We start from the raw sequence: 14,018 nt of genomic DNA on the forward strand, positions 1-14,018 counted from the left end.
TCAGCTCCGCTTGTCGCCGGCGTAGTAGACCCAGTGGCGCGAGGACCAGAAGGCAATAAGGGTGAGCGCCATGATGATGAGGAAGAGCACCCAGGCGATGGCCGAGGCATAGCCCATGTCGAAGCGCAGGAAGGCCTCGTCATAAATGTAGATCGGCAGGAAATAGGTGGCTTTCAGCGGGCCGCCCTGTGTGATGATGTAGGGGCCGTTGAACTCCTGGAAGGCCTGGACCATCTGCATGATCAGGTTGAAGAATATGACAGGCGTGATCAGCGGCAGGGTGATGTAGACGAAGCTCTTCCACTTGCCGGCACCGTCGATCGCGGCGGCCTCGTAAAGGCTCTTGTCGATGCTTTGGAGTGCGGCGAGGAAGATCACCATGGCCGAGCCGAACTGCCATACGCGCAGCAGGGTGATCGTGAACATGGCATTGGTCGGGTCGCCGAACCAGTTGATCGGTTCGATGCCGATTGTTGCGAGGCCCATGTTGATCAGGCCGACATCGGCGAACATGTAGCGCCATAGAACGGCAATGGCGATCGAGCCACCAAGGATCGAGGGCACGTAGAAGGCCGTGCGGTAGAGATTGATGAACTTCAGCTTGTAGTTCAGGATCACCGCAATGAAGAGTGCAAAACACAGCTCCAGCGGCACCGTGACAAAGACATAGAACAGGGTGACGCTGAGCGACTTGATGAAGGTACGATCGCTCGTGAAGAGCCTGATGTAGTTGTCCAGGCCGGTAAAGATCGGCGCGCTCATCAGATTGTAGTCGGTGAAGCTCAGGTAGAGCGAGATGACGAAGGGCAGCGCTGTGAAGATGAGCAACCCGATGATGTAGGGCGCCAGATAGAAGAGCCCGAGATAACGGCTGTCTCCGCTCATGCTGCATCTCCTGCTTTGGCCAAGGTTTCAGGCAGACGATGCTGGGTGGCGGCGACCATTTCGCGGAAGAGGCGGGTTGCCTTTCCCTGTGAAAGAGCGGCGACGAGCGGATCCGAGACAAAGAGCGGCAAGAGCGCGTCGACATCGTCAGCCAGTACCGCCTCGACAAGCGCGGTTTGCCTGTCGGCATGGGGGCGGGCGAGCAGCTCGAGTGCCTGCGGCAATCGTCCGGCAACGATGGGCTGGATGCCAAGTGCACTGAAGCGGGCGTTTGTTTCGACGATCGTGCCCTCTGCAAAGCCGGCGAGTTGCCCGCGGTTCGGCAGGTTGACGTTGCTCACATGCTCGGGGCCGCCCATCAGAGCCTTGATCTGCTCGACGATGGCTTCATCCGAGGCGCGGGCTGGCGGCAGGTCGGCGCCCTTGTCCAGAGCATCGGCATAATCGACCTTTTCCTTTCGCTCGCGCATGCGGAACTCCACCGGGGTCAGGCCGAATTTCCATGCGGCGTGATCATCGAGATACCACGACTGGGGCAGGAACTCGACGAGATGGCGGTCGCCGGCAGCTGCCGCTATGCCGAAGCGAAGCGAGAGATCGAACTTCATGAGGAAGCTGTCGGTGAAGTAGCGATCGTGTTCGTTTGCAGGATCTAGCGGCGACTCCCGCCAGCCGGTCGCATGATGCTCTCTCGCGAAATCGAGATAGGCCGGCATCGTGTCGATACCGCCAACAGCGGCCCGATCAACGAAGGTGAAGTGGTTGATGCCGAGCACGTTCACCTTGGCATCGCGGTAGCCGTAGAGCACTTCGCCTGCCTGGCGGTTGGCGAGGTAGGCCATGATCTTGCGGGTCTTGATGACCTCGTGGCAGGACCCCCAGGCGCGGATCTCCGGAAAGACCGCGTAGAGCGTACCCGTTAACGCGGACATCGGGTTGGTCAGGTTGCAGACATAGGCTTCAGGGCAATGGCGGGCGATGGCGCGGCCGATTTCGGCGATCATCGGGATCGCTCGCATGGCGCGGATGAAGCCGCCGGGGCCGACGGTGTCGCCGACCGACTGGCGGATGCCATAGCGCTCGGGGATCGCAATGTCGTTCGCCATGTCCTCGAAGGAGCCCGGCAGGATCGAGATGATGACGATGTCTGCACCGGTGAGGGCGGCTTCAAGCGTGCGTTCTGCCGTATAGGTGACGGGCGCCCCGGCCTCGCTGCGGGCGGCATAGCGGGTGCCGATACGGGCGTTGCGCTCGGCGGCCGCATGGTCGAGGTCATAGAGCCGGACTGTCGCCGGCACCGTTCCATCCTGGGCGAGGTCGCCCATCAGCTTCGTGGCCCAATTGAGTGAGCCGCCGCCGATATAGGCGATGGTGACGGGGCGCGTGTATTCCGTTTTCTGCATCGCAATATGCAGGGTGGACGATGCGTCGACCGGCTACCTCCGTGGCCCGTCTCGCCGTCTACCCTCCTCCTCCTGATATCCTCCCCGGTCTTCCCAAGTCGACCGGTCCTGTGTCTAATATCTCTTTAGACGTCTCGTGCGGAAATCGACAAATAGGGGAAAAATGATGGACGAAACTGAAGGTAGTGTTCTCAGCGGCATTCCGATGCAGGCGCTGGCGCTCAACCTGACACGTTCGACCATACGCATGCAGCATTCGCAGACCTGGTCGATCGACAAATCGAACCGGGTGCATGATCTCGTGATCTGTCTGAGCGGTCGCGGGATCTATGAAGTCGAGGGGAAGACGGTGGAGATGGAGCCGGGTTCGGCGATGCTTTTGCCGGCCGATACGCGGTTCGTCGGGCGGTCGGCTTCGGTTGAGCCCTATACCGGGGTTGCGCAGCATTTCACGCTGGATCTCTTCGGTCGCCTCGACCTCATCGCCCAGATGGATCTCGCCTTGTCGGTGAAGCTCGCGCGTTGGGACATGCTGGAAAAAGTGGTCCGGCACTTTCGCGAGACGGCGCCGCCCTATTCGACGAGCCTGCAGCAGCAGCATGTCTTCATGTTCCTGCTGATCGAATATATCGAACAGGCCTTCATCGGTTGGCGTGAGCAGTCGGTCGGGACGGTCGCCAATCCCGACCAGCTGTCGCTGGCGATCATGGTCGCCGCCAGCCAGATTGCCGCCGATCCGCTGAACGAGGCGATCACCGTCCAGGTTCTTGCGGCAGCACCCTACAATCCGGATTATTTCAAGCGCGAATTCCGCAAGCGCGTCGGCTGGACCATGGACAAGTTCCAGGAGTTCAAGCGCATGGAGCGCGCCATGGGGTTGCTAGCCGGTGGATGTACGGTGAAGCGGGCGGCCGCTCTCTCCGGCTATGCGGACGCCTATTACTTCTCCCGCATGTTCAAGCGCTATATCGGGATCAGTCCGCAGGGATACAGGGACGCCGAACGGCGCAACCGGGAGGGCGCCTTTCCCAGGGGCGAAGAGGATGGCCAGGTGGCCTATCCGTTGCCGCGTGGCTGACAACCTGTCTTATGACTTTCTCATGGTGCACACACAGTCCGCTGTCGCGTGTCGCCTGATGAACGATTTTCTCCCTTGCCGCGCGATGCACAACATGTATGATAACTTCACATAACATGCATGGGAGGAATGATGTCGCACACCGATTTTACCAATCGCTTCGCCATCGATCCGTTGACCGCTGCCGGTTTCGGCACGGATGAATTGCGTTCGAATTTTTTGCTGCCGCCGCTCTTCGTGCCGGGCCGCATCCAGCTTCACTATACGAACTACGATCGCATGATCGTCGGTGGGGCCGTGCCGCTCGCCTTGGAACTGCCGCTCGAAACGATCAAGCCGGCTGGTACGCCGGAGCTTCTCGCGCGTCGTGAGATGATCGCCGTCAATATCGGCGGGGCAGGCGTCGTGACGGTTGACGGAGAACGGTTCGAAGCCGGCACCCGGGACATGGTGTATGCCGGTATGGGGTCGTCGGTCAGTTTCGCCTCCATCTCGGCTGATGAGCCAGCAAAGTTCTACCTGCTCAGTGCTCCGGCACATACCCGCCATCCGGCCCGCCACATCGGTATCGGTGACGCCAAGCGGCTCGATCTCGGCGCGCAGGAAACCAGCAACGAGCGCTCGATCTTCCAGTTCGTTCATCCCGAAGGCGTGAAGACCTGCCAGTTGGTGGTCGGCATGACGAGTCTGGCCAAGGGATCGGTCTGGAACACCATGCCCTGCCACATCCATGACCGCCGTATGGAGGTCTATCTCTATTTCGACATGGCGGAGAAGACCCGTGTCTTCCATCTGTTCGGCGAACCGGACGAGACGCGGCATATCATCATGAAGTACGAAGAGGCTGTCCTTTCCCCCGGCTGGTCGATCCATTCCGGGGCCGGCACGGCGAATTATTCGTTCATCTGGGCCATGGCCGGCGACAATGTCGACTATACCGATGTCGATGCGGTCGCCATCGAGGATATGCGCTGACATCCTCCTCTTATGGTCGGGAGACAGGCTTAAGTTGGGGCATGCGGGATCGTCCATCTCGTGTGCCCCTCATCGTGTGCGCAATCTCTATTTTTGGTTGTGGTCTGGCGGGTCGTTCGGATCGGTCTCCAGCACTGCCCATGCGCCAATCTGAGCGGTCTTATTAAACTCATATTAGTCTTCCTTGCCCATGCTTCGTCCGATTCAGACATGGACTTCGACGACAGCAAACTTTGCTCGTCGCCGATGTCGGAGGAGACCAAGACCGTGTTCATTGACCGTATATTGTCGCGCTTTAACATCCAGACGAAGGTGCTGATTTTCATTCTGCCTTTCGTCATCAGCATTTCCGCCGTCGGCTTTACCGGGCTCTATGCATCGGGACTGCTGCAGGGCCGCATCGAAATCTCGAACAGCGTACTCCAGTCCTTAAGCGGTTTCCGCGACGTCTCCGCCTCCATGAGCAGCTTTCTCGCCAATACGACCGAAGAGGCCAAGGCTGATCTGACTGGTCGCCTCGAGCAGCAGCGACGTGATCTGGACAGCACGCTTGCGCAGCTTGCTCCCGACGCCGATGGTCGTGGTGAACTCGAAGAGGCCGGCAAGCTGATCGATCAGGTCTTTGTCCATATCGACGATCTCTGGAGGCTCCATGCGTCCGAGACCGCCCTTGTCGAGACCCTGCAGAAGGGTGGCAAACAGGTCGTTGTCGCTCAGGGACGCGTCACGGCCGCCATGGCCACCATGGAGCGCGCTGTGCAGGCGGATGATGCATCGGCCAAGACTATGCTGCGAGACGCCGAAAGCATCCGCAGCACCGGTACCTTTCTGACGGAAACCAATTCCGCATTCACCAAGGCCAAGACGCCGGATGAGAAATTCGCCGTTATCGGGGAGCGTATCGACGAAATTATTGCCCGCCAGCAGGTGCTGGTGGAGGTGCTGCCGAAGGCGAACCTGTCGGCCGCCAAGACGCTGGAAAAGATCGGCGGTGACCTGAAGGCAGCGCTTGCCACCAATGACAAGTCCGAGGATGCTCTCAAGAGAATGGCCGGACAGCTGCGCAATTTCACGCAGCTCAACGCCTATCTCGGCCTCGCAGCACAGCAGAAGATGAAGGAAGCGACGATCAAGTTCGGCGAACTCGATGCGCCGCTTGCCAAGGCCCAGGCCGTCATCGAAGACGGGCGACAGGTCATGGCCGCCGGCTACGCCGTGCAGATCATGATGGCCCGTTTCCTGCTGGAGCCGACCGAGCAGAACCGGATGCTGCTAGAGCAGCAGTTCAACGCGGTGAAGAAGTTCCTTGGCGCACTGGACAAGACCGCTGCGGATCAGCCGATCCTGATGCAGGTGAAGAAGGATCTCGGCCCCGCTGTCGATACGATGATTGGCGCGAGTGCTGAACTCGTAAAGGTGAGCCAGGAACGGAAGGCAAGCTTCGAAGAGGCGGCCGCTGACCTCAACATCATCTGGCAGCAACTCACGACCTTCGCCGAAATGCAGAAGGTTTCGGCTGGGCAGGAACGTCAGGAAGCCAACTCGATTTCCATCAGCGCAACGGCACTCGGCATCCTGATCTCCATCTTCGCCGGCATCGGCCTTGTGATGACCTTCAAGGGGCCGATAGGCCAGATCACTGGCGCCATGCGTCGCCTGGCCGAAGGTGTTCTCGATACGAAGATCAACGGCGAAGCCCGTGTTGACGAGATCGGCGAGATGGCCCGTGCGCTCGGCGTCTTCAAGCAGAACGCACTCTCGAAGATCGAAATCGAGAGCCGCAGCGAAGCCGAGCGCGCTCAGGCGGAGGACGAGCGTCGTCGCAACGATCTCGAAAAGCAGGAGATCGATCGCCAGATCGACTTCGCCGTCAATGCGCTGGCCACCGGTCTCGGCCGTCTCGCCAAGGGCGACATCTCCGAAACCATCGACACGCCGTTCCACGGCCGTCTCGAGCAGTTGCGCAACGATTTCAACCAGTCGCTCGAGCACCTGCAGGATACGATGACGCAGATCCGCTCGAACACCTACATGATCCAGCGCAACGCCGCCGAGATGAGCAGTGCAGCCGACCAACTCGCCAAGCGCACCGAGCAGCAGGCGGCCTCGCTCGAGGAAACGGCCGCTGCCGTCGACGAGATCACGGTGACCGTCAAGTCGTCTGCGGAGCGGGCCGAGGAAGTGAACAACATCGTCGCTGATACCAAGGGCCGCGCGGACACTTCGTCGACGGTTGTCGGAAACGCCATCGACGCCATGGGCCGGATTGAAGATGCCTCGGGCCAGATCGTCCAGATCATCGACGTGATCGACGAGATCGCCTTCCAGACCAACCTGCTGGCGCTCAATGCGGGCATCGAAGCAGCGCGTGCGGGCGAAGCCGGCAAGGGCTTTGCTGTCGTTGCCCAGGAAGTGCGCGAGCTCGCACAGCGATCGGCGGGGGCTGCCCAGCAGATCAAGGACCTGATCCACAAGTCGAGCACGGAAGTCTCTTCCGGCGCCAAGCTGGTCCAGCAGACGGGTTCTGTGCTCGCCGAGATCTCGGCCAACATCATCACCGTCGCCGACCGCGTCTCGGTAATCGCCATGGCCAGCCGCGACCAGTCGAATGCGCTGGCCGAGGTCAACTCTTCCGTCAACGAGATGGACCAGATGACCCAGCGCAATGCCGCGATGGTGGAGGAAACCAATGCCGCGACCCGTCAACTAGCCGACGAGGCGGATGCGCTGATGCAGCTTGTCAACCAGTTCAAGCTGGCTCCCGAAGGCCGCCGTCAGCAGGCCACGCACACGCAGCATCGCGCCGCCTGATTGCCGTCGATCGCTGCAAGATCATGAGCCGCCGTTCCCTGTGGGTCGGCGGCTTTTTTGCGAGCAGACAGTCGCGCGTGCAAGCCGGCTTGGAAAGCTGCAGCCGGGCAGTTATCCTCGGGACGATGAGGAGCGCGCATTTGACGATCGGAATGGTACCACCCGCACGGCGATTGGCTGTGGCCCGGCGCATGATCATTGCGCTTGTCCTCGTACTGCTTGCCGCGAGCCTGGCGCTGATGACTGTCGGCAATCGGTTGATGACGCGCAAGGTCATGGACGAAGCGTCGCTGCAGGCCAACAGTGCGCTGCGCCTGGCGACTTCGGCGCTATCGGGCCATCTCAGCCGCTATGAGACCCTACCAGCGTTGATCGCCGACCATGACGACATGAAGGAGCTTGTGCTGGACCCGGGCAATCCGGCCCTTCGCGATGCGACCAATCGCTATCTCAAGGAGATCAACACGCTACTCGAATCCTCCGATATCTATGTGATGACGATGGATGGAAACACGATCGCGGCCAGCAATTTTGACGGTGAGGCGAGCTTCGTCGGCGAGAATTTCAGTTATCGCCCCTATTTTTTCGAAGCGGCTGCGGGCAAGCAGGCGCGTTTCTACGCGCTTGGCACGACATCGGCCAAACGCGGCTACTATTTCTCCTCGCCGATCGAAGTGAATGGCGTGGTTCGCGGCGTCATCGCCTTCAAGGTCGACATCGAAGATATCGAAACGTCCTGGCGCGGCGGTGAATACAAGATCCTGGTGCATGATCCCGAGGGGATCATCTTCATGACCGGCAATCCAGAATGGCTTTATGCCTCGGTGCTGCCGCTGACACCTGAACGTCTCGAACGCACCTCGGCCTCGCGACGGTATTCGGACGCCGTCCTGCGGGACCTGCCGATCAAGCGTGGCGCACTCGACGATCATGTGTTGATGACCATCAACCAGAGCGATGGAAATCGCGAATATCTCGTCCTGCAACACTATATGCCGGATGCCGACTGGACCGTGAAAGTGCTTTTCGACACCGGCACGATCCACGCCCAGGCGCGAACCATGCTGGTCGCCATCCTGCTGTTTCTCTGCCTCTTCGTTCTGGGGCTCGCCGTTGTCATCCAGCGTCGCGCCCGGCTGCAGGAGCGGATGCACATGCAGATCGAGGCGCAGGCCGAGCTGGAGCGGCGGGTCGAGGAGCGCACGGCCGACCTCGCGCGCGTTAACCTGCAACTGCGTCAGACCCAGGCCGATCTCATCCAGGCTGGCAAGCTCGCCGGTCTCGGCCAGATGTCGGCGGCTCTGTCGCATGAGTTCAACCAGCCGCTCGCGGCCGCCAAGACTTATGCCGACAGCGCAACGATGCTGATCGATCGCGACAGGATATCAGAGGCACGCGACAATCTCGGGCGCATTTCCAGCCTGATCGACCGCATGGCCTCGATCTCGCGTCACCTGCGCAACTTTGCCCGCAAGCCGAACGAGAAGCTTGGCCCGATCTCTATCGAAGAGGTGGTCCGCGAGACGCTTGAGATCGTCTCGGCCCGCCTCGGAACCGCCGATGCCAGCCTGTCTCTCAGTTTCGAGCCCGATCTGCCGGCCGTGCAGGGCGGCCCCGTGCGTCTGCAGCAGGTTCTGGTCAACATCCTCACCAATGCCTGCGATGCCGTGGAGGGGTTGGAGGACCGCAAGATCGAGCTTTCGGCGCGGAGCACACAGGGACGCGTGGTGATCGAGATCGCAGACCGCGGCCCGGGCGTCCCGCCGGCGATCGTCGAGCGCATCTTTGATCCCTTCTTCACCACCAAGGGCGTGGGCAAGGGGCTTGGTCTCGGTCTTTCCATTTCCTACAATATCATCAAGGATTTCGGCGGTAGCCTGACAGTCGGCAAACGGGAAGGCGGCGGCGCGTTGTTTCGGATCGAACTCCTCCAAGCGGAAGCATTGAACGAGGCAGCGGAGTGAATTCAGGACAGGTCTTGCTCGTCGATGACGAGGAGGAGCTGCGCTTCTCCACCAGTCAGGCGCTCGAACTGCACGGCCTGCAGGTCAAGGCCTTCGCCTCCGGAGAGGAAATCCTCTCGCGGGTCGGCTTCGGTTTCGATGGCGTGGTCGTGAGTGACATCCGCATGCCGGGCATGGACGGGATGACGCTTCTCCACCGCATCCGCGAACTCGATCACGAGATCCCCGTCATTCTCGTGACCGGACATGGCGAGGTGCAGCTTGCCGTCAAGGCGATGCGTGAAGGCGCCTATGACTTCATCGAGAAGCCGTTTGCCAGCCAGGCGCTCGCCGGTGTCGTGCGACATGCACTCGACCGCCGGTCGCTGGTGCTTGAGAACCGGCGTCTGAGGGCGGTCGCGGGCAAGCGCGACGATATCGAGACGCGGCTTCCGGGGCGCACGCCCGTCATGGTCGACCTGCGCTACCGTGTCCGCGCCATCGGCGCCACCGAGGCGGATGCACTGATCATTGGCGAGACGGGTGCTGGCAAGGAGGTTGTGGCACGCAGCCTGCACGATGTCAGTGCGCGGTCAAAAGGACCCTTCATTGCGATCAACTGCGCCTCGCTACCAGAGACGCTGATCGAGAGCGAGCTCTTCGGCCATGAGGCGGGAGCCTTTCCAGGCGCGATCCGTGCGCGCTACGGCAAGTTCGAGCATGGTCGCGGCGGGACGATCCTGCTCGACGAAATCGGCTCCATGCCCTTCGACCTGCAGGCGAAGTTCCTGCGTGTCCTGCAGGAGCGGACCATCACGCGGCTCGGGTCCAACGAGACCGTGCCGCTCGACGTCCGCTTCCTGGCCACCAGCAAGGTCGACCTCGAAAGCGAGGTGGCTGCCGGGCGATTTCGCGCCGATCTCTTCTACCGGCTGAACGTCGCGACGCTCAGGGTGCCGTCGCTTTCGCAGCGACGGGCAGATATTCCGCTCCTTTTCCTGCATCTGGTGCGCGAAGCATCCGCGCGGTACGGTCGCGATGACATGGAGGTTGAGCCGGAGATCCTGTCCGAAATCGCCGAGCGCCACTGGCCGGGCAACGTGCGCGAGCTGAGGAATGCTGCCGATCGTCTCGTGCTCGGCATTGAAACCGGGCTCGACGTCGCGACCGATCCTGATGCCGCGGCCACACGTCTTGCCGAGAAGGTGGCAGCCTATGAAAAGCAATTGATCGCCAGCGCGATTGCAGCCCATGGGGGTGCGTTGAAGCCTGTCTATGAACAGCTCGGCATCTCGCGAAAGACGCTCTACGAGAAGATGCAGAAACACGGGTTGGACAAGAATCTGGCTATCGACGGCTGAGGCTGAGGCCAAGATCGGTTCGGTTCCCGTCTGTGGGGACAATCAATGGGTGGCTTTCCACCCATGGACTCTTCGAAATGTTACGATTTCCCCCCATGGGCGGCGTGAAAAGCGTCGGGCGCGGGTGAGGGGCGACCACGCCACGTTGCCTCCGGCTTAAGCCGGCGCTTAGCTCGCGGAAGGTCCGGCCCAGAGGAGGCGTCGGACTCTGTCACGTCATAACATGTAGGGAGGACTTCATGAAAAAGTTCATGATCGCTATGGCTGGGGCCATGGCACTGACGTTTGCTGCATCCGCGTCGGCTCAGGACAAGGCCGATTGGCCAGGTAGCATGACTATTGGCACCGCCAGCCAGGGCGGCACCTACTTCATTTACGGCACGGGTCTTGCCGGCCTGATCACGGAAAAGCTGGGTGTGAACGCATCCGCTGAAGTCACCGGCGGTCCTGTGCAGAATGCAACGCTTATCGAGACCGGCGACCACCTGATGGGTCTCGTGACCATGGGCCCGGCTTATGAAGCCTGGACCGGCAACAGCGAGCTCGCACCGGGCGTCGAACACAAGAACCTGCGCGCCCTGTTCCCGATGTACCAGACCCCGTTCCAGGTCGTTGCACTGAAGTCGTCGGGCATCACCTCCGTGGCTGACCTCGATGGCAAGCGCGTGTCGGTCGGCCCTGCCGGCGGCACTGCCGCGACCTACTGGCCGCGTTACTTCGAAAGCGTTGGCGTGAAGCCGGTCATCTCGTTCTCGGGTGCAAACGATGCGACGAGCCAGGTCAAGGATGGTTTGATCGACGCCTTCGCCTTTGCCGCTGGCGTTCCGATTTCGGCCTTCGCGCAGATCGCGGCTGAAAACGATGTCAACATCTTCGGCTTCAATGCAGACGAGCAGAAGAAGATCCTCGACGCCATGCCGGAACTGGCAGCCTTCGAGGTGCCCGGCGGTCTCTACCAGGGCTTCCCCGATCCGCAGAGCACCGTCAGCCTCTGGAACTTCGCGGTCGCCAATGCCGAAATGCCTGAGACTCTCGCTTACGAGATCACCAAGCTGGTGATGGAAAACAACGAACGCATGGTGCAGATCCATGCCACGGCCTCCGAGACCATTTCCGCGAACATCGAGAAGAACACCTTCTTGCCGTTCCACCCGGGTTCGGTGCGCTACTTCGAAGAAAAAGGCATCACCATTCCCGATGCTCTGAAGGGCCAGTAAAGCCCGGAACCTGCGCCTCGCAGTGCAGGCAATTGGCGGCAGCTCTGGCTGCCGCCGTCCTTCGTGCAAGATCCGGCTTCCTTATCGGGACACATAACCATGACACAAGCTGACAACATCTCAGCGCAGCAAGCCGCTGGGCCCATCGTGGCTCAAAACGTCGATGACGAGCCGGTTGCGAGCAACCAGCGGCTTCATGCAAACTGGACTAACAAGGCGATCATCGTCCTCTGCATCGCTTATACCGCCTTCCATATCGGGGTGATGAACCTCTATCCGCTCGAAACCTGGACCTATCGCCTGATCCATGTCTGCGGCGGACTGCTTCTGGGCTTCCTGATCTACTCGGCCGTGCAATTGCCGGTCACTGTGCCGGACCGGGTGCGGCGCAATCCAATCGAATGGCTGCTTCTTCTGGTGGGTGTCGGTGGCATCGGCTACGGCTTTGCCATGATCGCCTATGCCTGGGGCGCCTACTGGGTTGCCGGCACTGCTCGCCCTCCGGCCTTCGTCTTCTCAACCTATGGTCTGCCGCTCATCGCCGGCACTGCGGCCGCCCTCCTGGCTGCCTGGTTCTTCCCCAGCCGTGACCGTACCCGCGTCGACTGGGCTGACTACGCGCTCGGCATCGCCTCGATCGCGGTCCTTGGTTATATCCTGTTCAACGTCGGGCCGCTTCGTCTGAGGGCCGGGACTGCGATGGCCCAGCCGGCGGACTTCTATGCTGCCCTCGTTGGCGTCATTCTTATCCTTGAGGTGACGCGGCGTGTCGCGGGCCTCGCCCTGGTGGTGATCGCCTCGATCTTCATCCTGTATTCGTTTGCCGGTCCTTACCTGCCTGGCTTCCTGAACCATCGCGGCTACGATGCCAGCCGCTTCTTCACCTATATTTTCACCGACCAGGGCATCTTGAGCGATCCTGTCGCGGTGTCTTCGACCTACATCATCCTGTTCATCACCTTCGCGGCCTTCCTGCAGGCCTCGAAGGTCGGCGACTACTTCGTCAACTTTGCCTTTGCGGCAGCGGGTCGTGCGCGCGGCGGTCCCGCCAAGGTCGCCGTCCTCGCCTCGGGTCTGATGGGGATGATCAACGGCACCTCGGCCGGCAACGTCGTCTCGACGGGCTCGCTGACCATTCCGTTGATGAAGAAGGTCGGCTATCCGCCCAAGACTGCTGCGGCAGTCGAGGCGGCTGCGTCGTCCGGCGGCCAGATCATGCCGCCGATCATGGGGGCCGGTGCCTTCATCATGGCGGAAGTCACGGGCATTCCCTATACGGACATCGTGATTGCGGCGATCATTCCGTCGGTGCTCTACTTCGCATCCGTCTACTTCATGGTCGATCTGCAGGCGACGAAACTCGGCATGAAGGGTCTTCCGAAGGAAGAACTGCCGGTCTTCAAAGAGCTGCTGAAGCAGGCTTACCTGTTCATCCCGATCATCATGCTGATCTACACCCTGTTTGCCGGTTATTCGGTCATCCGCGCCGGCACGGTGTCGATGATGGCCGCGGCCGTGGTCAGCTGGTTGACGCCGCACCGCATGGGACCGCGATTGCTGGCGAAGGCATTCGACATCGCAGCACGCATGTCGGTCCAGCTTGTCGCCGTCTGCGCGTGTGCGGGCATCATCGTCGGCGTCATCGCGCTGACGGGCGTGGGAGCTCGCTTCTCCAGCCTGCTCTTGGGTATTGCCGAGCAGAACCAGCTGCTGGCGCTGTTCTTCGCGATGTGCATTTCCATCGTGCTGGGCATGGGCATGCCGACGACTGCTGCCTATGCCGTTGCTGCAGCCGTGGTGGCACCCGGCCTCGTCAATCTCGGCATTCCGGTCCTCACCGCGCACTTCTTCGTCTTCTACTTTGCGGTGATGTCGGCGATCACGCCACCGGTGGCGCTCGCTGCCTATGCAGGGGCGGCGCTCGCGGGATCCGATCCAATGAAGACCTCCGTCGAGAGCTTCAAGATCGGCCTGGCGGCCTTCGTGGTGCCGTTCATGTTCTTCTATTCCCAGGCCATGCTAATGCAAGGTACCTGGCTGGAAGTCCTGCATGTGTTCGTGTCGGCAAGCCTTGGTATCTACATGCTGGCGGCTGCGGTCCAGGGATGGTTCTTCGGTGCACTCGGGGTGCCGCTGCGACTGCTCCTGCTCGTCGGGGCCCTCAGCATGATCAGTGGAGGACTGATCTCCGATGTCATCGGACTGGTGGTCGGGGGCTCGATCTTTGCTTACCAGCGTCGCTTCGTCACCACGGGCGCCATCGCTCGCGGGGCGGACTGAGCGTTCAGCCAGAAACACCGATTAGAGTTAATGAGGGCGGCGCCGACAAGGCGCCGCCCTTTTCA

At 61.1% G+C, this 14,018-nt stretch carries 9 protein-coding genes; 7 read left to right on the plus strand and 2 right to left on the minus strand.

The annotated features are described in order from the left end of the window. Together BSY240_RS18500 and BSY240_RS18505 are read right to left on the minus strand one after the other, a co-directional pair. Positions 1 to 885 carry a carbohydrate ABC transporter permease gene (locus tag BSY240_RS18500; RefSeq protein ID WP_054147887.1) on the minus strand — a complete coding sequence of 295 codons (885 nt, stop codon included), beginning with the start codon at positions 883 to 885 and terminating at the stop codon, positions 1 to 3. Beyond that, the gene (locus BSY240_RS18505; protein WP_069043289.1) at positions 882 to 2,288 is read right to left on the minus strand and encodes a family 4 glycosyl hydrolase; all 1,407 of its coding nucleotides are present in this window, start codon (positions 2,286 to 2,288) and stop codon (positions 882 to 884) included. Before BSY240_RS18505 ends, BSY240_RS18500 begins: the two co-directional genes overlap by 4 nt. A 166-nt stretch (positions 2,289 to 2,454) precedes the next feature. Between BSY240_RS18505 and BSY240_RS18510 the strand changes: the two genes are divergently transcribed. From BSY240_RS18510 to BSY240_RS18540, 7 genes are all read left to right on the plus strand, one after another. Then, a complete protein-coding gene (locus BSY240_RS18510; RefSeq protein ID WP_069043290.1) occupies positions 2,455 to 3,366 on the plus strand; it encodes an AraC family transcriptional regulator in 912 nt (303 codons plus the stop codon). 132 nt (positions 3,367 to 3,498) lie between these two features. Beyond that, complete coding sequence (gene kduI / locus BSY240_RS18515; RefSeq protein WP_150127500.1) at positions 3,499 to 4,341, plus strand: 5-dehydro-4-deoxy-D-glucuronate isomerase; 843 nt, start codon at positions 3,499 to 3,501, stop codon at positions 4,339 to 4,341. 267 nt (positions 4,342 to 4,608) lie between these two features. Then, positions 4,609 to 7,152 (plus strand): methyl-accepting chemotaxis protein, encoded by a 2,544-nt coding sequence (locus BSY240_RS18520; protein ID WP_054148010.1) that lies wholly within the window; start codon positions 4,609 to 4,611, stop codon positions 7,150 to 7,152. Positions 7,153 to 7,343: 191 nt separating this feature from the next. Then, positions 7,344 to 9,116: a sensor histidine kinase gene (locus tag BSY240_RS18525; RefSeq protein ID WP_069043292.1), complete on the plus strand. Its 1,773-nt coding sequence runs from the start codon at positions 7,344 to 7,346 to the stop codon at positions 9,114 to 9,116. Next, positions 9,113 to 10,456, plus strand: coding sequence for a sigma-54-dependent transcriptional regulator (locus tag BSY240_RS18530; protein ID WP_069043293.1), 1,344 nt, complete (start codon positions 9,113 to 9,115; stop codon positions 10,454 to 10,456). Before BSY240_RS18525 ends, BSY240_RS18530 begins: the two co-directional genes overlap by 4 nt. A gap of 239 nt (positions 10,457 to 10,695) precedes the next feature. After that, complete coding sequence (locus BSY240_RS18535; protein WP_054147892.1) at positions 10,696 to 11,673, plus strand: TAXI family TRAP transporter solute-binding subunit; 978 nt, start codon at positions 10,696 to 10,698, stop codon at positions 11,671 to 11,673. Between the two features lie 99 nt (positions 11,674 to 11,772). After that, positions 11,773 to 13,953: a TRAP transporter permease gene (locus tag BSY240_RS18540; protein ID WP_069043294.1), complete on the plus strand. Its 2,181-nt coding sequence runs from the start codon at positions 11,773 to 11,775 to the stop codon at positions 13,951 to 13,953. Positions 13,954 to 14,018: the final 65 nt, after the last annotated feature.

Origin of the sequence: Agrobacterium sp. RAC06, from assembly GCF_001713475.1 — a bacterium.
Classification (GTDB): domain Bacteria; phylum Pseudomonadota; class Alphaproteobacteria; order Rhizobiales; family Rhizobiaceae; genus Allorhizobium.